Source organism: Paenibacillus sinopodophylli, assembly GCF_005930355.1.
GTDB classification, from domain to species: Bacteria; Bacillota; Bacilli; order Paenibacillales; family Paenibacillaceae; genus Pristimantibacillus; species Pristimantibacillus sinopodophylli.
This window is the reverse complement of record NZ_VDBO01000008.1, coordinates 118,534-142,879: the sequence shown is the minus strand read 5'-3', so window position 1 is coordinate 142,879 and position 24,346 is coordinate 118,534. Positions and strand designations below refer to the sequence as shown.

Below are 24,346 nucleotides of genomic sequence, written 5' to 3'. Positions count from 1 at the left end.
GTTTGGATGGCGGTCTTATTTTCATGCTCTGCTTCGATTCTATCAATAGCTTACAGCTTACAACCTACAGCTAGGATCAATCTTCATAAATTTCATTTTCATTACCCAGTTGCTTAGCTTGCGGAACCTCGAACGAAACAGTCGTGCCTTCGCCTTCCTTGCTTGTAATCACAAGCCCTTCTCCATATAACGAAAGCAGGCGGCGGTGAATATTCATTAAGCCTACGCCCCCAAGAATACGCTGCTCAAGCAGCAATGAGCTTAGATCATTTGCATTAATACCGACACCGCTATCTGTAACCGAAATCTGCAGCTTATCTTCCACCTGTTGAACCTTCAACAGGATTGTGCCACCGGCCGCTTTCTGCATAACGCCGTGTCTTACCGCATTCTCTACGATCGGCTGAATACTGAGGGGCGGAATGAAGCCAAGTGATCGGCCCTCCACTTCATACATCACCTGCAGACGCTTGCCGAATCGCGCTTGCTCGAGTGCGACGTAAGAGCGAACTAGCTCTAGCTCTTTCTCTACGTGCACGATCTGCTGACGGTTATGGAAATCAAAGCTGCTTCGCAAATATTTACTCAGATCCATCAACAGCTCCGTTGCCTTCTGCGGATCGGTAGGGCAAACCGATATAATTGTATTAAGCGCATTATACAAGAAATGCGGCTTGATTTGTGCCTGCAGAAATGCAAGTTCCGAACGAATAGCCGCTTGCACAGATTGGCGCAGCTCCAATAGCGTTCTTACTCTTGCACGCAGCACAATACCATCCACAGGCTTCGCTAGAAAATCGTTTATGCCTGCACTGAAGCCTGTCTGAATATCACCTGCAAGGCTTCTTGCTGTGAGCATGAGCACAGGCAGCTCAGACAGCGCATGACGCTCTCTAATCCTCCTGCACAACTCCAGCCCCGACATACCCGGCATCATCCAATCTGTAATGACCAAATCAATGCGGCGCTTTGTTGACAACGCAAGAAGAGCATCGGCTCCATTATCTACAGCTATGACCTTGTAATGCTCGGTCGACAATAGGTTGATAAGTACTTGCAGATTAATTGGATCATCATCTACAACGAGCACCGTAAAGTGCTGAGTATCTCTATCCATTCCATTATCGTCTCTATTATGAGAGATGAACGTTTCGCGTTGGAAAGGCGACTCAAAGACTCCCTTGTTCCTTTTACCTGCCCCTGCATCTGAGATCGCAGCTTGATTGGCAGCCGGCAGCATGAAGGAGAACGTCGAACCTACGCCCTGCTCGGATTGCACCCATATCTTGCCTCCGTTAAGCTCAACAAGCTTTTTCGAAATATTCAAACCGATGCCCGTCCCGCTAAAGCCCGCTTGAATATCAGCATGTCCTACGCTGTTAAAAGGTTTGAATATCTCATCCAGACGATCCGGGCGAATGCCTATACCTGTATCCGCTATGCGGATAATAACCATTTGGTCCTTCATCTCAGCAGTTATTCGAATATGACCGTAATGGGTAAACTTCACAGCATTGCCAAGCAGATTAAATAGAATCTGCCTAAGCCTTTCTTCATCGGTATCAAGCATAGGCAGACTACTCGGCCATTCCTGAATAAGCTGTACCCCTTTCTTCTCAGCCAGATGTCCGACGACTTCCATAACAGATTGCGCTGCTGCTGGCAGGTCGACAGCTTGACGATTCAGCATAAGCTGACCGTTGCGAAGCGTGGAGAAATCCAAGATATCATGGATCAAATAGTTCAGTCTCCGGCCCGTGGATACGATCATCGAAAGCTGCCTTGCCTGATCGCTGCTCGGATTACCTGCGACACCTTCCAAGAGCGATTCTGCAATATTTACTATGCCATGCAGTGGAGTTCTAAGCTCATGCGACGTATTAGCCATGAACTCATCCTTTAATCCATCAACAGTGAGAAGCTTGCGTGAGAGCTCTTCCACCTCATTGAAAGAATTAGAGAAACGTCTTGCCAACATGGCCACCTGCACGATAACGAGAATAAGAAGCTCATACGAAACATAGAAATGGCTCTCCAGCATGCCAAACACCTGCATAATGCTGACGATAAGATACACCAATACGCTAATCGCAGTTAACAGCAAGTAATACGCATCTTTAGTACGGAGTAATACAGCTTTGATAAGCGTGCTCAGCATGACGCTAAAAACAAACATAGAAATCAGAATTGCGATAAAAAACCACTGAGAATACAGCATGCTGGGCAAAATAAAAGAAGCGATCAATACAAACATCGCAGCAGCCTTGCATGCCTGCCATAGCTTTTCGTTAATAACCTTAGGAATAGACACATAAATATAATAGAGCAGAAATACATGCCCGAATGCTGAAGATACACTTTGCAACTTCAATATAATTTCATAACTTAACTGTGGTATTACTACAGCCAGCAGCTTCTCACCATGCGTCAGCACATACACTAACAAACACAAGCAGCTCAGCGCTAAATAAAGCAGCGAGCGCTCCTCTCTTCGCAAGTAAAACAAGTAAAGAAAAAAAATAGAGAAAATAGAAAAGCTGATAATACTGAAGAACTCGCCAAACAGTCTGAACTCGCGTGTTTTTCGAATGTCTTGTTCACTGCCGAACCAGATCGGATATATGATACCTCCAGTAGAATAGTCGAAATTGGTTACCTGAACGATAATCTCAACGAAGGGATCATTTATTGCAACCACACCTATATAAGGAATATTAGAAGCTTTGTTCGTCTGCTTCGATACACCTGGATCGCCGCTTGCTCCTACTTCCTCACCGTTAATAAATATTTTATTCGTCATTCGGATATTCGTCGTTCTGATGCCATAATACCTTTCTTGCTGTTCACCCATATGTATACGTAAACGATATGTGCCGTATCCCGCGCCAGTTGGCTCTCCACTCTCAGCTATATAGGAGTTCCAATGCCCCGGTACAGCAAAGAGGCCTGTTAGTTCAGGCCCCTTCGATGTGTTTGAATCTGATTGAATGAATTGCTGAGGCGTTAGCAGTTGATCACGATAAAATTCCCATTCGCCATTAAGCGCCACCGATCCGTCCTTGCTAAAATTCCAATGTGTAAGATCAAGTGTACCTGCATTCGAGTGGGGAACTTTGTCTTCATCCAGCTGCTGATAAACGTATTCGTATATCGGAAATGCTACAACGATTAGGAAGAATACAATTACCGTCCACCATTGTTTTTTCATCCTATCGCTGCCTCCTAGCCTATAAGCTTATGCCGTCTAAAGTAGCTGCTTGTACAGATCAGTTGTTTGTCGCTCTGGAATAACACCAAGCTCACTGAATAATAAAAGTTCAAATGCGGTATAGCAATTGTTAAGCGCAGCAACGTCTTTGAGCCTGGAATAGCCCGTCATTAGAAGCCGGCACAGTTCGTCCGAGTATGGGAATCCCGCCTGCGCATTTAATAGCCTTTGTATGGCAGAACGTTCACGACCTTCTTGCAGCTCATGACGCGCCATACTGCATACTAATTGAAAATAGCGTTGCTGCAGATTGGTTCGCCGAGTCTCTGCCCAGTCATAATTATGGTCTTCCAAATATTCACCCGCATAAAGAGATGCTGCATAATCATAGCGGCTCCAATTCGCTCGAGCGTTGTGAGGAAAGTCAGTTAATGCTTCCTCGAATTCGGCTACATCCGTTCGAATGCCCGTTGAGGTAAGCCGGTAGCTCTCATCCTCATACTCGACTGTAATCGATACGCCCCATTCCCGTAGCAGCCATCTGATTCGAGAAACGGAATGATGAAGGTAGGTTATCGCCTTATCTTGCTCCTGTTCTCTCCAGAGCGTTTCGATAAGTCGATCTTTCGTAACCCATGTCCCCTCCAAATGAAGCAAATAGGCAAAAAGCTCCTGTGCTTTTTTCGTACGCCATTTCACTTTGCCATTTAATCCGCCTCCACCTCTAAGCTCAAGGCGCTTGAATAATCGTACTGAAAGCTCGTTTCCGCTTGGCTCGCTGACAACAACCAGTGGCTGCTTGCTCGTAAGCTTCGCGTACTCCTCGATCCGATTTAGCGTTTTCCCTATTCTCGACGCATCCACGGGCTTGAGCAAATAATCAAGAGCGTACAGCTCAAAGGCTTCTACAGCATACGCGGAATAGGCGGTCACATAAATAATACGGATATGCGGATAAAGAGATTGAATTCTCTCCGCTGCTTGCAAGCCATTCATCTCAGGCATGCCGATGTCCAGAAACGCAACATCGGCATCGTTCTGGGCAAGATGATCCAGCCCTTCCTGAGCGGAGGTATACATGCCCGCAATTTGTACTCGTCCATCTGCTTTGAGCAAGCGCTCCAGATGTACCAGTGCAGGCTCCTCATCATCAATCAAAATAGCTTTTAGCATAAAGCATGCAGTCCCCTCTCCGCCATTTCATTATCAGAGAGCTTCTTGCTCTTGATGTTCATTTATTTTACTAAACGGATTTGACCATCTGGTAGTAGCTGCACGTATCCAGACGCCGATGCAATGTCCTGTGATGCCCAGAAGGCTGCAGATACATCCGGCCAGCTGGATAAAGCTTCTTTCGGAATTGGACGTTTAAACACTGCATTCAGTACGCGAACGGCTTCCCCGCGAAGCAGCAGTTTGTTCGGACGGAACGTTCCATCCGGATAACCTTGCAGCATGCCTGCTTCCTGAGCTGCGTTAACCGCGTCGGCTGCCCAGTGGCCAGATAGGTCTTTGAAGACCGAATCGCCATTGGTAGGAGCAAGCTTGTTCCAGCGAGCAGTAATAGCTGCAAGCTCAGCACGCGTTACACCATCTCCAGGTCTAAATTTGCCCTGCTCATCTCCATTCATAATACCATGATTCTTGAGCAGTGTAATAGCCTCGGCTGCCCAATGATTCGCTGGAACATCCGTAAACTTCTGAGCTTCTGAACCGTTTTCTGCGACAGCGGTAGTTGCAAGCAGCTCTGCATCCAGCTTCAGCTCTTTGGCTAGAACAGAAGCAAGCTCCGCACGCGTAATCGTTTTGGCAGGTCGGAATGTACCGTCCGGATAACCCGAAATGTAAGGCTCATAACGCTTATCCTTGGTCAAACGAACCAGTGTGAACAAACTGAACTTCGTCACTTCGAATGCATAGCCGTTTACATTGCCTTGTTCATCATATAACAATGTTCCTTGCTTGAGTACCTTTTCGCCGTCACTGTGTTCAATGTATACAGCTAATTGGGCTGCAAGCTCTTTGGCAGCTTCGCTATCGCGGGCAGCAATCACCCCTGTTAGCGGAAGCACGATGCGGGTAACACTATCTTTGTAGTTAGTCTCAATTGTAGTCGGCACGCCTAGCACGGCCGCATCCCTGCCTCCAAGCAACTGCTTCAAGGTTGACTCGTTTAAGAGTCGATCTTGTGCTTGCTGCTGTAAAGCTTGTGTACGAATCGGTACAATTCGGAAGTACAAGTCGATGCCCGCTTCCTTGATACGACGAATCGTATCAGCCGAAAGCGTCAGCTCGGCATTAGGAGTTGTAATGATAAGACTAATTCCATTCTCCGACAATACCGCTATGGCCTCGGATGGAATATTAAGCTTCAGCTCGTCAGCACGATCATTTGCCAAATCCGTAATTACGATTCTAGCTGTTTTTTGCTGCTTCTCCGTTACTTGCTTAATAATTTCATTCGCTTTTTCAAGTGGGACATTGACAGTATCTATTTTAACCCCGCCTGATGTCACGCTTCTCCTTATGATGACATTCGCAATTGTCGATCCCGTATCTCCTGCAGCAACTGTTGCAGAACGATCTGGAACAGACGTCGAAGCCATTCTTACTACCTCAACAGCGTATTGTCTAGAGCTGCTGCGATCTGCAGATTCTACTCCGATCACAATATAATTGGAGCCTACTGCTAACCTAACATTACGTTTTTCGCCCTGATTAACAGCTACACCATTAACGGTCAGTCTAGCACCTTGCATTGGTGATTTAGCCGAAAGCGTTACTTGAGTTACATCAATTTTTTTATCTATTCCATAGCTGAGCTTGTTGGATGAGAATTCAGGCAATAGATCCAAGCCATCCACCTTCAACTCGCTGAGATATGGAGCAGTGGCAGCAGGTGTCGATTGTTTCAATACAACCAGCTTATAGCTTGCCTCAGTACCGTCTTCTGCTGTTACATCGAGCTGGACGGTCTGTATGCCCTCTGTTAGCGCAACACTATAGGCCAATCCATTGTCTAATACATCACCGTTGTTTGCCAATCGCATAACGGCAGTTGGACTTTCCGTTCGAGCTGCAATGCTGAAAGCGGACGTGCCAGCAGGTACGATTACTTGGTACTCAGTCTCGTTTCCTTCGAAAGCGCGAGTCAACTTACCGCCGTTCAGTGTCAGTTGCTCCAGCTGCGCATTGCTATCCTGCGCTCGAATGACAGAAACATCATACTCTTTAAAATCTTTGCCGTTTGGTGCTGTAACCTTTATCTTAACAGTTGTTACACCTACCTGAACGGGTATAGCCTGTGGAGTTTGTTCCGTCCAATTAGTTTCGTTACCTGTGTATACCTGGACCACAGATCCTTGCTTGTAGGCCTCGCTTGTTAGTTTAATCGTGCTAACGCCATTCTCCACATAGACGTTATATTTGTCCTGTGCTCCGTTGAAGGTTGGCTCCGTCAACAGTTCTTCCGTACCTGCAAACAGAGACAGGTTTTTGAGAACAGCTACTTCAGATGGCTTTCCATGAACTTCGACTACATAGGTTTTGGTGCTGGAATCAGCGCCTGTCACCTTGATTTGGAACGAATTCACACTGTCGCCAACTGGTGCATCAAGCTCCACATAGCCTGCTGCATCAAGCGGTTTGTTGTTCACCGTAATAGCAGCATCGCCAGTTGCAGCGACTGCGTACAAACGTACTTTGCCATCCTCAACTACCGTTTTATAAACGCCAGTATGATCCGGGTGGAAAGGTAGAGACAGCATACCTTGATCAAGCTCCAATGCAGCCAAATCAGAAGACTTAATCTTCGCTTGCGTATCCGTTTCAGTGCCCTTCACAACGTCAAAATGATATTCAGATGTGTTGCCGACTTCATCTTCTGCGATAACAATAACGGTATGAACACCGCCTGCATTCCAACCGATTGGAGCAAAATAATTAAATTTGCCTTCCGAGTTGACTGGAACTGAACGACCGTCCACCGTCAGTGTAGCGCCTATTTCTGTTTGTCCAATGATCGGCAAACGGCTTCCGTACACAACCTGTCCGTTTAACGGCATCCGGTCTTTACCATTCTCCTCTAGCTGACCAGCAGCATAAAGGAATGGCTCTGTGCGATCAATATACAATTTCCGATAATCGAAGCTGTAGTCACCGCGATCATTGATTGCTTCAATTTCAATCGTGTAGTCACGTTGTTCAAGCGCCTGAGCGTTATTAACTGCACCATGAATCACTTGATTCAAATTGAATGCAGCAACGCCGCCTGCCTGCGCAGATTGCGTGCTCATCAACTCACCATTTACATAAAGATTAATTTCCGCAGCTTGATCGCTCTTCACATTCACGATCACTTGCTCTGCAGCTGTGTTCACCATGATCTCTTCTTGCTCATCGTAGCTCTTATATGTGCTAGTCTTCTGCTTCGCACCTGCTGTATCAAATGTAAGCTCGAGATTCGCCCGTTTTGGAGCAGGCAGGAAGGTCTCAATTGAATCAGATACTGGGCTTACGATTACATTGCCATCAAGCTCTCCTACTGCCATTACTTGAATAGAATAGCTTTGCTCGGACTCATATCCAGCAATAATAATTTCTTGCCACTCTCCGTCCATAGGATCAACGCCAAACGTTTCTGTAACTGGATTACCAGCTTCATCCTTAGTGCTGACAGTCAACTGGTAGTACTCCAATCCTTCTGCAGCAATGGAAGGGAAGCGAAGCGTAATTTCACCATTTCCAGTAGAAGCAATCGCTAGCTGCTTCGGTTGCGGCAGCATGACCGATGCTTTCAGTTCAACAGGATCTTTCGTAACGGCGAACAATGGAGCAATATCCTCACCATCTGCGACCATGGACAACCAATATTGACCAGGCATGAACTGCTCTGGAATATCAACGATTTGTACGCCTGAGGTTGGAAGATCCTTCAGAATAACGGGACCAATCGCCTTCTCAGATAGGTCGGTTACCATGAGACTCACTTTCGTTCCCGGCTTGGCGTTTTTTACGTTCCATTTCACTTTAAAGCTATTTAACCCTTCATTCATGGGTTCGGCGTTAAATTCACTAATTTTCGCAATTGGATCAAGCTCATACATCGTCACTTGTACAGGCTGTGACGAGCGAATTGTCCATTTGCCCTTCATTTCAACATCTACCCCTACGGATAACAGATCGTTATCTTTGACAAAAGGCAGATTAGATGTAAAGGTCATATCGCCGTACAATTCTTCATTGTCGGTCTCGTCCTCATAGACAGCCTCTTGCAATACCGCATTGTACGTATTTTCATTCTCATCTTGGAAAACAAGCGGAATGCTGGAAACGTTAGGCGCAATGATTTGAGTATCTCGTGAACCGCCCGTTACCATAAACATGTACCGGCCCTGCTTGTCGATTTGGACGCTTGTTTCATATTCAGCGCTGCCTTCGGAGAAGAACGGCAGTAAGCTCTCATACTTAGCGTTGCTTACAAACTGACGAATCGTAACAAAACCGCTGTCTTGAACGATCCAGTTTCCTGTTTCTTCCTTATCTACTTCAACCAGAATCGTCCATTTTTTCTTGTCTGCCTCATAATAGGCATTCCAGTTCGATTCCTCTCTGCTGGATTGCAGTGGATAGACAGTGCCGTCAGGACTAGACAAGACCGCTGTCTCTTCGGACTCCTCGATTTCGATCAAAGATTGTCCTTCTCCAAGATAAATCTCGGTCTGAACCTGTCCATTCGACTTCCAGTCTTTTAGCTTCTGAGTGGTCGTCTTCTCGCCTAGTACATACACGCTAACTGACGTTCTCTCGCCAGAGTCAAGCAGCCATTCTCCTGTCTGAGCAACATCAATCATCACATTGAGCTTGCCGGTAATTGGATCTAAGAAGCTGTTCCAGCTTGATAAATTCGTATCATACACCAGCTCATACTCACGGCCATCTGGTTTATACAGCTTCAGATCGCCTTTTGGCTGATCAAGCTCTAGCACCGTTAATCCGTGTGCCACCACATCAATTGCAGTCAGCTTCGAATCAGATACAGCAGCCCAATTCCCTGCAAGCTCACTTAACGTTAAGTTCTTGTTCAAGAAAGTAAGCTCGTACAGCTCTACTTGTTGTGATTCGGAAGAAACGAGCTTCCATGCGATATTTGCTTTTAATTGAAGTCTCACATAAGTCTTATCCGCATCTGGCAAATACACCGCATCGATGCTTCTGTTGTTAGCTTCATTATTACCTGTGAAGTCGAGGCCAATTGCCGTTCCGTAAGAATCGACGAGCTTAACCAACTCCTGCTTGCCATCCAGAACAAGCAATGCCTCGTAGTCATGATCGGCTTTCAAAGCATATTGAATTTCATCCTTTGCCGTGAAGCTTGCTTCAGGCGTGTTATCACGCAAGACGGCAGTGAATTGACCTAGAGTGATACGTCCAGTTGCAGATGTATCCACACCTGTCTCAGCCTGCTGAAGCACGTCGCTCGCCAGCTTCAAGGAGTAGCCGCTATCACCAGTGAGCAATGGATTCGTAAGCGGTGTAAAGGACGTATTTGCAAATGCATTAGAGAAGAGCATTACGCCTCCGCCAATTCTAGCCATCGATCGACCTGCTGGCTTCACCATCTCTCTTTTCATCCGCTCAATTTCTCTCTTCATGTCTTTACTAGCACCTAGACTGAAGTCAAAGCTGTTCGGTTTGAACATGTACTTAGCTGATCCGCCGAACCAGCCTGAGCCGACCGAACCGAATATTTCCTGGTTATTCACGCCAACGTCGATCCCGCCAAAGGATTTTCCACCAATAACGGATACCCATCTTGGAATTTGTACGCGCGCACTTACGAAGCCTGCATAACCACTATTGGCAAAATACTGCGCGAACACTTGTCCGACTACGACGTCAACCAAGTTCAATTTCGCATCGAAACGGAATCCTGGGCTGCTGTATTCCTTAAAGCCTGCCGCGTTCCAGATCGTCATGAAATCCAGATTGGCGACCGGCACCCAATAGACTGCAAGCTCACCAGAAGCCTCGAAGTGGTAACGAGAAAGTCCGACACTTAGGTTGTTTCCGTTCACCATGTTGTAGCCTTTAATTTCCGGCGTGATTGCATCGGAAGCACCGCCGAATGCTTTGAGCGTGAACGGTACCTCATTCTGACTTGCTAGACCGGAGAATCCGCCACCTAGCCTTGTAAGTTGGGCACCCGTAGAACCCAGCTTGATTTTGCGACGAACGCCGAAGCTCAGTGAATCAAGCTTGCCGCGTTTAAACAAAATATCAGCTTCAAAGCCGACCTTCTGCTTGCGCAAATCAAATGATCCACCCGCCCCATAAAGCGGTACGCGCGTGTCCAGACGGAAGCGCAGCTCTGCGCCTTCCAGAGGTCCTGTCTCGAACTGTCCTTCTACATTGAACTGTCCAGCGAAATCAAAACGGTCACGTTTGAACTCAAGCGCTTCAATTTCTGAGTTGCCTTTAATATTGGTTGTACCTGCAGTGAAATCAACTTTAATATCGCCGCCGAGTCTTACTCCGCCGTTGATGAAAGTGATCAATGTCAGGTTAACTGGCAGGTTTAAGCTTAAATAATCGGTGCCGCTCATATCCCCAGCAACCTCAATGGAGAACTCATCTGAATTGAATTCAAATTCGCCGAGGAACAACGTATACATGATGCCTGCTTTTTCAACATACAAGCGTCCGAAGCCCTCTACATAAGTCACTTCACCTGATTTATCAATCGTGAGATTTGTACCTTTGAATTTGATATATTCGTTCAGCATGATGACCTGATCAGGCTTGTTAAGCTCAAATACGCCAAGCTTGTCAGGTTTTTCTGTAAACGGACCTCTGATAATCATTTGCTCGATATCTTCGTTGTCCGCATCCGTGCTCGGTATTGCAATCTCGTTATAGTCACGCGGCTCATAAACACCGGTGGACGTTATAAGTAATGAATCCGGGATAATAAAGTCATTATAGAAATCATGATTGAGCTCCAGATCATACTTGCCATCAGGCAAGTCGTCTGTCCAGTTCAGCTCCAGCTCCACATTGTTGCGCACATTCGTCGTCAACGGATATAAGGTGCCGTTCTTGCCTTTCAACGCATAATGAATTTGGTCAGCCGGCTTGCGCCATAGATTCGTAATGCCCTCACCAACGACAACAATCCGTTTCTTATCCTTCGAATGCAGCACCGAAGGGGACGAGCGATCATAGCGCAGATCAGGAACAACCATCGCTGGATCCTCGTAGAACTTGAACGTTGAAATTGCGCTATAAGCCGTTCCTACTGGATTTTTCGCATAAACACGTGCTTCATAGTCTACCTGCCATTTCAAGCCGTTGATCTCGAATGGAATAGCTCCAGCTTCCGTGTCATCATGCAGCTTTTTCTCCCAAGCCGTCTCTCCTACCTCGCGGTATTCAATACCGATCTCAGTCATTGCTTTACCTTTTATTTCTGAGGTGATCTTCACCATATCCTTCGTCTTGTCAATCTTATCCATCAGAATGACTGGCGGGCTGGTAATGCTTGCAGTCGGCAATACCGGAGCCTCATTACCGAAGGTAAAGGTCTCATTGGTCAAGCCGCCCCATTCGTGAAAGCCGCCAAACAATACGAATTGGTTACCATCATAGGCCATGCTCATATAAGTACCTGAACCTGGTCCATCTTTCACGCCGCCGCCTGGGCCTTTCGATGGTCCAACCCATGTAGACCAAGCCGTACCATCCCAGCCAATTGCGGCTTTGTTCCCGTTGCTATCCTGATATTGGGCTACGGGACGAGTCTTGCTAGGGGTAACGGCTTGGCTGCTAGGATTAATCCAGTCAAATTCGCCGCCATAGAACACAACACGACGTCCGTCATAAGCCATTGCTTGGCCCCAGCGACCCCAATCGAGTGCTTCAACCGTCGGAGCACTGTCATCCCACGTCGTTCCATCCCAAATCCAAAGCTTGTTGGAGTTGATTTGGTAGCTTGTGCCGCGCACTTCTTCACCAATATTACCTCCGTACAGCACAGCATGCTTGCCGTCGTAAGCCATTGTTGCCGAATGTGTCGCAGGCGGGCTTTTCTCTGGCGTTTTCTCTTCCCAGCTTGTTCCATCGAATACCCATGTATCCGCAAGCCGTATTTTCGTTGATCCGCTCAGCGTATACCCGCCGAACAGGACAAGATTTTCACCGTCATAGGACAGCGAAGCGCCAGCGCGCGCCGGCGGCGTCGATATCGCAAGCGCCTGCCATTGCAAGCTCTGTCCATTCCACACCCACATATCGTTCAATACGCCGGAAGCACCTTCGCCGCCGAACATAACAACCTTCTCAAGTGCCGGATCATAAGTAATAGCCGCTCCTCTGCGAGCAGCCAGCCCTCCTGGAACGCTAGAGTCGGCAAGCTTCTGCCATTTCTTCTCTACACCGTCCCACAAGAAGTTATCCTTTAGCAGATTAGAGATGCCTTTTCCGCCAAACATGACTACTTTACCGTTCTTTTCATCAAAGGCCATAGCCGCTCCCATACGAGCGCTTGGCATAATGTTACTGATTACTTTCTCCCAAGAATAATCTTGGAGCTTATCTACCGGTGCCTGCGGCGTCTCCGGCTCGTACGTCGAATCGGTTGGCGTCGTGTCGCCTGCTCCCGTTACGTCAATCGGCTCAGCATATACTTGCTGCTCAGACCTGCTAGGATATGCAGGATAAACCTGAACGAACAGCACCACTGCAAGCAGCATGCTGATCATTCTGACAAACCTCTTATTCATTAATTTTGCCCCTCCCGAATGCTCTATCATCGATGTTTTTAACACTATTAACCATTATAGTTGCTGGCTCTATACATGTTCTAAACAAAAATCAAGAGCAATCGGAATGACTTGTCATTGTAGATATGAAACTGTGAGTACCCTCGTCCTCTTTGTTCCGCTAAGCGTCCTTTTCTTTAAGCTTGGCGAGCAGCGGCTGGAGCTCAGGATTCGCGGGGGGCTCTTTCAAATCAAGACTTCGCAAAGCCTCCACCGCTATCCGCAGCACTGCGTAATTGCGGTACCAACGATGATCCGATGGAACAATATGCCAAGGCGTCGCCTTGTTGCATTTCTCGAACAGCTCCTCGTAAAGCTCGGCATATCTCTCCCATGATTTCCGCTCTCTCAAATCGGAAGGATCGAACTTCCAGTTTTTAGTCGTATCTTCAATTCTGCTAATCAGCTTCTCTAATTGAAATGACTTCGAGATGTGCAAGAAAATTTTGACTACCTTTACATTGCTGTCTGCCAGAAGCGTTTCGAAGTGATTAATATGCTTGAACCTTTTTTTGGCCTGCTCATCAGACACCGACCCGTGCACCCTTGTAATGAGTACATCCTCATAATACGAACGATTAAAAACCGTGATCTGGCCAAGCTCTGGCGCCGCACGATGTGCCCGCCACAAGAAATCATGTCGTGCCTCCTCTTCCGTAGGCGTCTTGAAGCTATATGCAGATATCCCTTGCGGGTGAAGCCCGGCAAATACTTTCTTGATGACTCCGTCCTTCCCGCTGCAATCCATCCCTTGGAAAATAAACAAAACCGCCTGCTTTTTGCCAGCAATAAGCTTCTCCTGAAGCTCCTCCAGCTCTTGCTCAAGCTGCTTCATTTCTTTCATAACCTCTTCTTTATGTTGAAATGGTCCTGTGCTCTTAGCATCAATATGCGATAATCGAATCGGTTTCTTCTGGCTTAGCTTATCTTTTTTGGACATCGTAGCACTCTCCTCTTATTTAACTATTTATTTCTACTTATTTGTATCCCTGCTGCGCTGCTCCTAAACAAAGAGCCTATAACTAATCGGATACATCAAAACAAGGACAAGCATCCTACGAACGCCTACATCTTTTATTCTACCTAATTCAGGCGTGCTGAATAAATAAATGTTCAAATGTTTCTTAACTGGGTAAGAAATAGAATAGTACGAGAGGAGAGATGCAATGGGACACTATATCGAGGTTGAGAGGAAAGTTAAGCTCTATGTTGAGGATATTGGCACCGGCACCCCAGTCATCTTCCTGCATGGTTGGCCGCTGAGCAGCCGCATGTTCGAATCGCAGTTCACCCTGCTCTCCGAGCAGGGCTACCGCTGCATCGGCATCGATCAGCGGGGATTCGGCAAATCAAGCGCACCGGCTGGCGGCTATCATTATGATCGGCTAGCCGATGACGTGAAGGCCGTTATTGATTTTTTGAGGCTGGAGCATGCCTATTTGATCGGATTCTCGGTAGGAGGAGCGATCGCTATCCGGTATATGGCCCGCCATGGCGGCTATGCCATCCACAAGCTCGCACTGCTCGGAGCTGCCGCTCCCTCGTTCACACAGCGAGAGGGCTGCCCATATGGAATGAAAGTGGAAGAGGCTAATGAGCAAATCGCCGCCGCCAAAAAAGACCGTCCACAGATGCTGCGCGACTTTGGCGAACTGTTTCTAGCGAACACAGAAGCCCATCCAATATCCGAACCGTTCAAAGATTGGCTGCAGCAGCTCGGGCTAGAGGCATCTGCATGGGGAACCGTCCGCACATTCGAGTCGCTGCGCGATGAGGATCTGAGAGCAGATATGCTCCAAATCAAAGCGGCTACAACGATATTCCAAGGTATGCTTGACCAAATCTGTCCGCCAGCATTCGCAAAGCAGCTGTTGAACGGCATTGACGGCTCTACCCTCGTCACGCTCGAGAAGAGCGGCCATGGTATGCTCTATGACGAACCGGTCAGATTCAATCAAGAGCTGCTCGAATTTTTGAAATAAATAGCCAGAAGAGGAGCCGATGATTCGGCTCCTCTTCCTTTGTTAGAGCGACCTGTCATCTGCCAGATCACTGTAATATTTATTTAATAAGAAGTGAAAGCGCTGGAAGTCACTCGACAGCACCTTTATTTTTCTTTTGATCCGCATCTTCCGTTTATGATCCTTTTCCTCCAGCTGATATTGATCAATGTTCTTATCCAGCTTCTCTCTAAGCGTTATAATAATGCCGATAGCAATATGCGAGCGCTCCATATCCTGCAAATCTGCGGCAAGTGCCTCGCCAAGATACTCCATTGTCTGCTGTGGCCGATTCAACGCACTTGAGACATGCAGCTGCTCGGGCGTAAAATCCTTCCGATAATCCTGACCGGGAACCTGCTCCCAGAAGGCTTGCCACTGCTCCAACTGACCTACCTCATATAGTAAATATTTGTGAAAACCGCATAACCATGCTGTACAGCTTGTATTGCGAAGCTGACAGCCTACTCCATCCACCAAATTCCCGCAATCCTGGCAGCAAGATCCGCTGTTCGCGATGCATACCTTGCAGATGTGATCCGCTCCCCAAGCATGAAGTGTCAGCATGCCCTCATCAATAACTGAAATTCGACTTACGAGCTTGGTAGGTTCTGCTGCCAGGCCTGTCTCCGTATCAATCGAAGCACCTCGCATGCTAAGACCTCCTTCATAAAATACCGTTAGCAAACTCGCGCGCAGGCTTGTTCGCATCATCATTAAAGTATACTCCACCTTCTTGTATTAGACAATTTAACCGTTCTTGCACAGTCCTGCCTGTCCGCTGGGAGTCTTCACACTTAACAAATAGGCTGCTCCAGAATCCGTTGAGATTCGGGAGCAGCCTACTATCACTAATATTGCAATCATTCATTCGCACTTGTGCAAGCTCGTGTTTACCAAGCATTCACGCCTAGCTTCTCAATGGTTTCTCTAATGAAAGCAGGCTCATCCTCTGGGGTTCGCGAAGTGATCCAATTCCGATCTACGACAACCTCTTTGTCGACAAAATGTCCACCTGCCTCTTCGATTTCCGCCGATAATTCAGGGTATGCTGTAAGCGTCCGTCCCTTCAGCAAGCCAGCCGCCTCCAATATTTGAGGGCCATGGCAAATCGCCGAAATCGTCGTTCCGGCTTGGTCAGCCTTCCGGATGAATGCTTGCACAGCCGCATGATTCTTCAAATGCGACGGTGAATTGCCGCCTGGAATAATAACCGCGGAATAGTCGTCCGCATCAGCCTCGTCTATACCCAAATGTGAGGTGTAAGCAATTGTTCCCTGCTTGCCCTTCAGCTCCTCATTGCCTTTCAAACTAATAATAACGGCTTCATGTCCGTTTTTCGCCATCTCATCGAACGGGTTTTTCATCTCGGAATCTTCAAATTCATTAGCCAGCAGAAAGGCTACCTTCTTTGCCTGAGTCATCATTTGCACGCTCCCTTCATTCATTCAAACCATAATTTACTATACCCTTATCGGCCGAATTTGAAGCATGGCAATCAGGCTTGCAGCTGTGCCAATAGCTTAGGATCCTTGAGCTTAACATCCTGTGCCAGCAGAACGATCTTGGACAAAATTTCAGCCGTCTTCGGATCTTCGTCCATAAAGGGCAGGAATACGCGGCCGCGGTGTTGGGAATGAACCGGAATAATAGCGAGAGCACCTTTGGCCAGCTTGTGTACGGTGCCGCTTCCAAGGTGAACGCTGTACTCGCCAAGTTTACCATCAATAAGGGCATGCTTGCCCTCAAGCCGGACATTATCGATCTGAAGCAAACGCAGTGATTCCCGTACAATCGCTGAGCGCATATCAATTGTAGTCAGACTCGCTTCCGGATCGACACCTCCCACATGCGCCATGCTAACGACCAAATCAACATCTCGCATCACCTCGGAGAAAACAAGGCGCGGCACCTGTGCGATATCCAGTCCCTTCAACGTATGCCTATCGAAGAAACGAACTTCCTCCAGTGTTGGACTTTCAATATCCGAAGGAGAGAACCAATCGGCGAGCGCATAAATATTCGCAATCACGTTCTCCTTATAATAAACTTTCTGTAAACCTTCCTCATAGCTGATCGTCCATTTGCGTCCTTTCAACAAGCTGACTGTTTTGCGCGGTTGAACCTGATGACCTGCATAGCGGCGTGAAAGAGATCCGCCATCAAGCTCATCGGCGCTTGGCAAGTACAGCTCCCTGAATATTTGCTTGAACGGCTGCACCGCCTGACGATCGAACAGATCCTTCTGGTAAAGGCTCCACTGGCCGCTCTCATACAAATCAAGGGGATGAGCAATCACGAGCGCGTCATTCTCCGTCAGCTTAATGGCTTCTCCGAAGCCTGTAATGAGCATGCCATCATTGAAATAACCCAGCCTTTTATCTGCTTTGAACACAAGCGCGCCTACTAATGGCGAGATCACCGGATTCCGGCTTAGTCCGTTCACCTCTTGCAAAGTAAATCGGCTTCCCGCCGTCATAGAGCGTTCCAGCTCTCCTCGTGCCCTTCGGTACTGTTCCGTCAGCTCTGTTTTGGTCTCTTTCAGAGCGGCAATATATTCGTGTTTTTTGTAAGCCGCAGGCACTGACTTCAGCGCCTTGCCTTGCTTCATAATTCGAATATCCGCTTTACCCGCTTCATCAATAATCAGCTCGGCTGTGAGAAGTCCATCGAGCTCCTTAGGCTCAAAGTAAGGAAGGAGCTCATCCAGCTTCCTGCCTTCCATATCCCAGGTTAAGCGCGTAACATCCGCATATCCGGTATTGCGAGCCAGATTATCCAGTGCAATTTCCGCGGTTTTCTCCTCGCTTGCACGCCGCTGTGCACCGAAAGCCTTGCTCTCTTTCCTAAACTGCTGAATAAACGAATAGCGCTCCAGCACATCGCCGAATCGATTCTCTTCTCCAATTGGAAGCAGACTGTAGCTAAGCAAATGATCCTTATTCCGCTTCTCGGAAATCGATTCCTCAAGCTCGCTCTTACTAAGTCTGCCGAGCACAGCGTCCGCGAACAGTTGAGACCTTCTATGGTTGGCTCCAGCCGATATATACTTTGCGCATTGATATAGCAGACGGAATCTCTCTTCACCAAGCTCCTCATAGGCTAGCTTGAACCAATCAATATCAAAGGCACCGTCATTGAAGTCCTGCGGCGCTATCGGGGAATAATGGGCAACGACCGTCTCCTTCTCTGCCGAGAACGATTCATTAATATGCGCATGGAAATACCATGCCGCACGGCTAAGACCCTTCCAACCCAAATAGCCCGATACGAGCTCCAGCCACTGCGGCGCATACATGGCCGCCTCAAGCAGTCTAGTCTCAGAGATACTGCGCGTCTGCAGCAGCTCCTGCAGCTGCGCAGCATCCTCACCCTTCAATGGATGACATACTCTCAGCAGATGGCTGAACGTCTCCTTCTTCGTGACATCCTTGCCATAACCGTAAATGTAGCCGCGGACAAAGGTTTCCTTGTCCAGCCCTTCGAGTATCGTGATAAAATGGTCCATTCCTTCGATTCGCTGGATGCTGGTCGCCAGATTAGTTACCTCTGTAGCCAAATCCCCTCGGCTCAGCTCAAGCTCAAGAATACGCTGAATGATCTTCTCCTTCATAGGGATCAGATTCGGACTTCGTTCTAGCAGCTTGCTGTGCGGACTCGTCATCGCCCTAATATGCGTACTGCTATTCGGTCTTGCGATAAGCTCCCTAAGCAGCTCATTCTCATCTATGACCCCTAGGCTCCATGCGCGGGCAAAATCGATTGTTTCCAGCAGCTTCGTTTCAAAGCGATTCAGCTTATATAGACGGTAGGAGGCCTTGAAGTACGCAATAAACGACGAATCGTCAGTTATGCTTGCACGTAGCTGCATGCGCCAAAACGACGTATATAATTCAAGCAGCTCATTCTCCTCTTCCACTCGTTCAACAGGAAAACAGCGGATCAGCACGTTCAGAATAGTGCTTGCTGCCTCGAACAGCTCCTCCCTGCGACAATCACTATAATAGGCATTAATGATTTCGTAGACCTGCGTGCGATATGTAATATTATCGGTTAAGACGTTCGTCTCCCTCAGCAATTCCATCGGATACAGCTGATCCAGCATCTCCTTGCGCCAGCCCTCAGCGGGTTCATAACGCGATGCATGCCAGCGTTCCAACTCCCCATAATAGTACTTCCACAGCGTATCCGAATTCCGATAGAAATGAATTTGCAGCAGCTCAACTGCTCCGAATCCACTCTCATCCAAATAGTCGGCCCATACCTGAGCGAGCGGATAACGATCAAGCACGGGTGAATCGTCGTCCGCCTCATAGTGCCATTGAAAGCTTGTTAATCTCGCGCCTATAAGCAAGGCTTGCTTCGCTCCTGAATAATCAACCGTATCGTATTCATGCTCACGATGAACATGGACTAGATCTGCCAGCCCCTTCAAAAAACCACTAATCTGCTCCGTAGATAACCCGAACCATCGCTTGCCCTCCTGAAGCGCGGATAACGGCAGCGGTTCTTCACCTGCAAGCTCTTCGGGTTCAGCAGCCGGATCGAATAAGCCAAGTCCATTGCTCAGTGTATAGCTATGCTGCTGCTTCAGCTTGGCGATCAGCAAGCGCTCCTTATCGTTCGGAGCCTCGATTGCAGCGTCTACCTCTTCAGTCATGACGCTGGTAAGCTCGGCAAGCGCAGGCTCTGCCTTCATTTCCGTCAGCATCTCCAGCGCAGCAAGACGCTGGAGATCATTGCGGCTGCGCAGAAGCAGCGCCATTACAGCTTCCAATTGGCGAGCAGGCTGCTTCAGCAGCAAGCTTATCGCCCCTTGCCGGAGCGTCCCCGTCTTCAGCTTGAGCAGTGAGGCTACTGCTTCGATTTCATCCTCATTCAGCTCAAGCTCAGCCGCTTTTTGAATAGCGAGCTCGCGGTTGTTCATACTTTTGTCCGACAGGCTTGCGAGTAGAAACGAACGTTGAGCGCTGCTCGACGGATCGTTCATGAAAAACTTAAGCAGCTCGCCCCTCATATCGTTGCTAAGCCGATCCTTCATAGCGAGAAGCTCTGCGATCCACTTTTGATCCATATCGTAGGCAATTAAATAGAGGAGCTTCCGAATGATCAGATCAGGGGAATAGGTATAGCTCATCCAATGGAATACCTTCGATCTCGTTTCAGTTTCCTTCGCCGGCAGTTTGCCAAGGAGCGCAAGAAATTGCCCATATTGCCGGCTTCTCACTGCTTTATCCTCGAGCAGAGCAGACCGGGTAAACACCAGGCGCGTCCGATTCAAGCCATTCTCCCGCTCCCATGTATAGGAGTAGTCGAGCGTATAGTTCATCAATACCCAATACTGTACCTCATAATGAGGCTCATTCAACCAATCTTGCGCAATGAGAAATCGGATATCCTCATTCTGAGTTTGTGCCAGCATATATTGCGCAACAATCTTCCGGTAGTTCTCATCGCTTGTCATAATAACGCTAATTTGCTCGTAAAGCTGCTTTTCCTCCCAGACGGCAAGTGCCCACAAGCTCATATACAGCTTATTAACATCATCGCTTGCTAGTCCTTGCTTCAATATGTCCGATTCCGCAAGACACTGTGCGGCGTAAGCTATATTCTGTCTAGCTAATCTTGCATTAGCAGCTTCTAGACCTAGTCCCGTCCATACATCGAGAGCACGAATAACAGAGCTATAACGTATCAGGTCATGCTCAATTATGACTTCCATCATATAAAGCATCGCACCGATCGCACCCTCATCCATCGACTCTACAATACTTTGACGCAGCCCCTCTTGCAGTCTAGCGGCTACAAGCAGCTCCCCGATCATCCGATAAGCCTCAGCACTGTGGCTTAAGAATATCCCAGCAATCATGCTGCGCGACAACAAGGCGTTCTGGTTATCGCCATATATAATGTCCCTCAAAGCATGTACAATCGCTTCGTTCCCGCTATCGATGCCATAAGCGATACTATCCGCAATTGCGGCAGTAGGAAAGCGGTATTCATTTTCTGTTATGTAATCTGCTTTCGTTAAATAATCTATTACGGAGAAATGACGTCCGTTCAAATAGAACAAGGAAATCATTTTATTCAGCAGCCGATCCAGATGCAGCCGCTGTTCCTTTGTCCGGAATGGTCTGCGCGCATATCCAGTGCTATAGGGATACTCGACAGCATGTACGGTCATATAACGAAATACAAGTGAATAGGAATCATCCAGCAAGCCATCCACAATGTCCGCAAGCGGATCGAAAAGCTGCTGCTCCTCGCCAGATGCCAGAGCAAAAAGCTGCTCTTTAATAGCAGCGAATATATCAGCGTCGTTATAACCGAGTTCGCCTAAAGCGACAAGCTGCAGCGCCAGCCGCCGATGAGAATCAGAGAGTGCAAGCCCCTCCGCCTTGTCTTTCATTTGCTGAAAAAACAGCTTTTGTTCCGCTCGATCCATTCTCATTGCCTCCTCCTCGTCATCCTACCACATTCTTCCTGCCAGCATGGTGAACCGAATAAACGCAAGCTCATCACCGTTCGCAAGCGCAAGCTTCGTCTCCAGCGTCTCAGCCTCTCTGCCATTAATAAATACTTTGAACAATCCGTCCTCGAAAGCAAGCAAAGCCGTCGCAACAGCCTCTTCTTCGTCTGCCTTATTATCATGATATCGCGTTCCGAAGCTTACCTTGCCGCCAGCACCTTTCAATTCAATCTCAGGCGTTGACAGAAAAGAGGCCAGCGGCATGTCTGTCTCCCGTTCGTTCAACTGCCGGACATTCGTCAGCACAATATCTTCAATTAGCGCTTTAAGCTTATCGGGTGAATACTTAAGCGTCCATGGCAAGCGGTCGAGATAACTTTTTCTCTTACCTAAGCTTTTAACCGTTATGAACACATTTAACACAGCTGCTCCCCCATTCTGCAAAAAAAACATAAATCTTCTCTCAATCAAGATTAAACTTTTCGTTCTCTGACCACTGCGGCCTAATAAACAAACCGTTCACGCCATAAAAAAGAAGCTGCAGCGAGGCGCATTTTCATGTCCGGTCACCGCAGCTTCTTTTCGGCTGAATCGCATTTCAGGTACAACTTGCGCATTCGATCAGCGGGCAAAGCCAGCGGGAATCCGCTCAAGCAAGCTTGATCCATATACGTCGCCAAGCGCCAGCTCCGGCATATGAATATAACCGATGTAGCAGCCGCATTTCTTCATTCCGCATGCTCGCTCTGCCGATAATCCTTCCAAACCGTCTCTGTACAAATGTCCTATGACCTTGCGATCGCTGTAACAGCGTTTGACGGTGCCCGCACCCTGTACATAGAACACGCTTCCGCCTGCCCCGCAGGACTTGCCTAGGCTATCGTAATCGGGGACATTAAGCTCGAAATGCGGATCAATATCCGTTAAATAAGCAATCTCGTCTTCTGTGTAATAGTTGCGACGGTCCTTGAATGCATTCACCCATAGGTATACGTCCGGTGGAAGCTTGCTTCGCAGATGCTTAATGGCTCCAAATGCGCTTCGAATGCCAACAGAGCCAACGCTGAAAGCAAGACCCTGCTGGTAAAGCTTCATACATTGGCTCAAAAACTGATCCTCGCTCGTTTGCCCAGGATGATACGTCACCCAGAAGGCAGCTTTGCGCTTATGAAGCCGCTCCGTCCAATCCAGCTTAGCTGACAAATTCGTCTGTACGGCGACTTTCTCAACATGATCCAGATGCGACAGTTCAATCATCGCCTCCCGATACCAGCGATGCACGAGCGCTTCGCCGTACGGGTTGAAAAATATCGACAGAAGATGGCCGGCATCGCCTTGCTTGCGAACCCATTCCATAAAGGAGAGAAGCTGCTGCTTATCCTTCTCCAGCGTCTCCTTGCTATCCTTATTTTTGCTGAAGGGACAGTAGGGACAATCATAGTTGCAGGAAAACAGCGATCCGCGGTAATAAAGAACTGCCCTCATCGGATAACATATCCGTTCATCAGCTCTCTTACATCAGCGGAAATCAGCTCATCGCCAATCGCATCGGAGTAAGCCATTCCCTTTGTCGTCAGTTTGAGCGTTCCCGAATCCAGCTCAGCCAGCTCAATCGACAGCAGCTCACGCAGTTCGGAATGCTCACTTATCGCATCACTTCCGAATCGCTCCGTATAAGCTGATAGCGTCAAGCCTTCCCTGTGCAGCAGCGCCTTCAGGATAAATCTACGCTTCTGCTCAGCCTCACTTAGCCTATAGCCGTAATCAGCTTGATCATGATGCTCTGCAGTCACATAATCCTCTATGATGCTCCTTGTTGCTGCCGTACTCACACCATAACGAGAAGCATAATGCACATCGCGTGTATAGGAACGAGCGCCGCAGCCAAGTCCAGCCATCCCTTCCTCCTGACAGCTGAAGGGCAATATGCGCTTGTGGGTAAAAGAAATATCTCTCGCGAAACGCCTCATCGAGTACTGCTTATAACCAGCAGACTCCAGACGCTGCCTCGCGATATGGTACAGAGCTAGACGAATATCCGAACCTGCACTGCGTATTTGATCTGGCTTCAGTATTGTATTCTCTCGTGTGTACAAGGGATAGATGAATATTTCACCGGGGCCGTAGCTAATTGCCTTCTCCAGCGAATAAAGCCATGTTTCGGCCGTTTGCCCAGGCAAGCCGTAGATTAGGTCAATATTAATAAGCGGAAATTGGTAGCCCATCAGCTTCTCGAGCGCTTCCTCTGCAAGCCGCGGCTTCTGCGGACGATAAATAGCAGCCGCTTCCTCCTCGACAAAGCTTTGAATGCCCATGCTGACCCTGTCGACCAATCGATCCTTCAGCACCTTCATTCGATCCTCAGTTACCGTCTCCGGCGATGTTTCCACCGAAATTGAAACGGTCATTGGATCAAGCCCCATCGTATGCTCTGCGATATCAAACAGCCGGTTCAACTGGCTTGCTTCTAGCAGCGTTGGTGTCCCCCCGCCTACAGCGAACCTGGAGAACGTACGTCCTTTGAACCATGGCGCCCACTCCTCTGCCTGCCGCTGGAGCGCATCAATGTATTGCTCATGAACATTAGATCTGCGGTCCGGCAGTGTGAATAGATTGCAGAAGCCGCAGCGTGCCCCGCAGAAAGGAATATGCATATACAAAAAATAATAATCCGTTAAATCCCGCTCCCACAGCTCCTTGAGCGACTGCGCTGGCTGCAAATCGCGATACGCCGTCTTATGTGGATAAGAATACAAATAGGAGCGATACGGAGCCTGCGTCCAGCGCTGCTCAATCTCTTGCAGCTCGGAAGATATTGGTCGTGATGATGATTGCAGCATGCTGTTCCCTC

Annotated in this window: 11 protein-coding genes; 1 reads left to right on the top strand and 10 read right to left on the bottom strand. The window is 48.1% G+C overall.

Annotation, left to right across the window (positions count from 1 at the left end):
• Positions 1–76 precede the first annotated feature (76 nt).
• The 4 genes from FGT79_RS22855 to FGT79_RS22840 form a co-directional block, all read right to left on the bottom strand.
• Entirely contained in the window at positions 77–3,208 is a 3,132-nt protein-coding gene (locus FGT79_RS22855; protein ID WP_138755160.1) for a hybrid sensor histidine kinase/response regulator, read from the bottom strand.
• A 36-nt stretch (positions 3,209–3,244) separates the two neighbouring features.
• On the bottom strand, positions 3,245–4,381 hold the full coding sequence (locus FGT79_RS22850) for a response regulator (RefSeq protein WP_138755159.1): 1,137 nt from the start codon (positions 4,379–4,381) through the stop codon (positions 3,245–3,247).
• 62 nt (positions 4,382–4,443) lie between these two features.
• On the bottom strand, positions 4,444–12,987 hold the full coding sequence (locus FGT79_RS22845; RefSeq protein ID WP_171056385.1) for a cadherin-like beta sandwich domain-containing protein: 8,544 nt from the start codon (positions 12,985–12,987) through the stop codon (positions 4,444–4,446).
• Positions 12,988–13,147: 160 nt separating this feature from the next.
• Positions 13,148–13,966: a PPK2 family polyphosphate kinase gene (locus FGT79_RS22840; RefSeq protein ID WP_138755157.1), complete on the bottom strand. Its 819-nt coding sequence runs from the start codon at positions 13,964–13,966 to the stop codon at positions 13,148–13,150.
• A gap of 226 nt (positions 13,967–14,192) precedes the next feature.
• Here FGT79_RS22840 and FGT79_RS22835 point away from each other — a divergent pair, with 226 nt between their 5' ends.
• The gene (locus tag FGT79_RS22835) at positions 14,193–15,008 is read left to right on the top strand and encodes an alpha/beta fold hydrolase (protein WP_138755156.1); all 816 of its coding nucleotides are present in this window, start codon (positions 14,193–14,195) and stop codon (positions 15,006–15,008) included.
• A gap of 42 nt (positions 15,009–15,050) precedes the next feature.
• On the opposite strand, the gene FGT79_RS22830 is transcribed toward FGT79_RS22835, so the two are convergent.
• The 6 genes from FGT79_RS22830 to FGT79_RS22805 all read right to left on the bottom strand — a co-directional run bounded on the left by FGT79_RS22830 (position 15,051) and on the right by FGT79_RS22805 (position 24,335).
• Complete coding sequence (locus tag FGT79_RS22830) at positions 15,051–15,743, bottom strand: hypothetical protein (protein WP_138755155.1); 693 nt, start codon at positions 15,741–15,743, stop codon at positions 15,051–15,053.
• A 176-nt stretch (positions 15,744–15,919) separates the two neighbouring features.
• A complete protein-coding gene (locus FGT79_RS22825) occupies positions 15,920–16,453 on the bottom strand; it encodes a type 1 glutamine amidotransferase domain-containing protein (RefSeq protein ID WP_246096564.1) in 534 nt (177 codons plus the stop codon).
• 71 nt (positions 16,454–16,524) lie between these two features.
• On the bottom strand, positions 16,525–21,477 hold the full coding sequence (locus tag FGT79_RS22820) for a DUF4132 domain-containing protein (protein ID WP_138755154.1): 4,953 nt from the start codon (positions 21,475–21,477) through the stop codon (positions 16,525–16,527).
• A gap of 18 nt (positions 21,478–21,495) precedes the next feature.
• Positions 21,496–21,948 (bottom strand): hypothetical protein, encoded by a 453-nt coding sequence (locus FGT79_RS22815; protein ID WP_138755153.1) that lies wholly within the window; start codon positions 21,946–21,948, stop codon positions 21,496–21,498.
• A 168-nt stretch (positions 21,949–22,116) separates the two neighbouring features.
• Positions 22,117–22,980 carry an STM4011 family radical SAM protein gene (locus FGT79_RS22810; protein WP_138755152.1) on the bottom strand — a complete coding sequence of 288 codons (864 nt, stop codon included), beginning with the start codon at positions 22,978–22,980 and terminating at the stop codon, positions 22,117–22,119.
• Positions 22,977–24,335 carry an STM4012 family radical SAM protein gene (locus tag FGT79_RS22805; RefSeq protein ID WP_138755151.1) on the bottom strand — a complete coding sequence of 453 codons (1,359 nt, stop codon included), beginning with the start codon at positions 24,333–24,335 and terminating at the stop codon, positions 22,977–22,979. The genes FGT79_RS22810 and FGT79_RS22805 overlap by 4 nt, the downstream gene beginning before the upstream one ends.
• Between the last annotated feature and the right edge of the window lie 11 nt (positions 24,336–24,346).

Excerpts from the sequence above, each read along its gene's own strand:
- FGT79_RS22855 (WP_138755160.1), bottom strand. The coding sequence starts at position 3,208 with ATGAAAAAACAATGGTGGACGGTAATTGTATTCTTCCTAATCGTTGTA.
- FGT79_RS22850 (WP_138755159.1), bottom strand. The coding sequence starts at position 4,381 with ATGCTAAAAGCTATTTTGATTGATGATGAGGAGCCTGCACTGGTACAT.
- FGT79_RS22845 (WP_171056385.1), bottom strand. The coding sequence starts at position 12,987 with ATGAATAAGAGGTTTGTCAGAATGATCAGCATGCTGCTTGCAGTGGTG.
- FGT79_RS22840 (WP_138755157.1), bottom strand. The coding sequence starts at position 13,966 with ATGTCCAAAAAAGATAAGCTAAGCCAGAAGAAACCGATTCGATTATCG.
- FGT79_RS22835 (WP_138755156.1), top strand. The coding sequence starts at position 14,193 with ATGGGACACTATATCGAGGTTGAGAGGAAAGTTAAGCTCTATGTTGAG.
- FGT79_RS22830 (WP_138755155.1), bottom strand. The coding sequence starts at position 15,743 with ATGATGATGCGAACAAGCCTGCGCGCGAGTTTGCTAACGGTATTTTAT.
- FGT79_RS22825 (WP_246096564.1), bottom strand. The coding sequence starts at position 16,453 with ATGATGACTCAGGCAAAGAAGGTAGCCTTTCTGCTGGCTAATGAATTT.
- FGT79_RS22820 (WP_138755154.1), bottom strand. The coding sequence starts at position 21,477 with ATGAGAATGGATCGAGCGGAACAAAAGCTGTTTTTTCAGCAAATGAAA.
- FGT79_RS22815 (WP_138755153.1), bottom strand. The coding sequence starts at position 21,948 with ATGTTTTTTTTGCAGAATGGGGGAGCAGCTGTGTTAAATGTGTTCATA.
- FGT79_RS22810 (WP_138755152.1), bottom strand. The coding sequence starts at position 22,980 with ATGAGGGCAGTTCTTTATTACCGCGGATCGCTGTTTTCCTGCAACTAT.
- FGT79_RS22805 (WP_138755151.1), bottom strand. The coding sequence starts at position 24,335 with ATGCTGCAATCATCATCACGACCAATATCTTCCGAGCTGCAAGAGATT.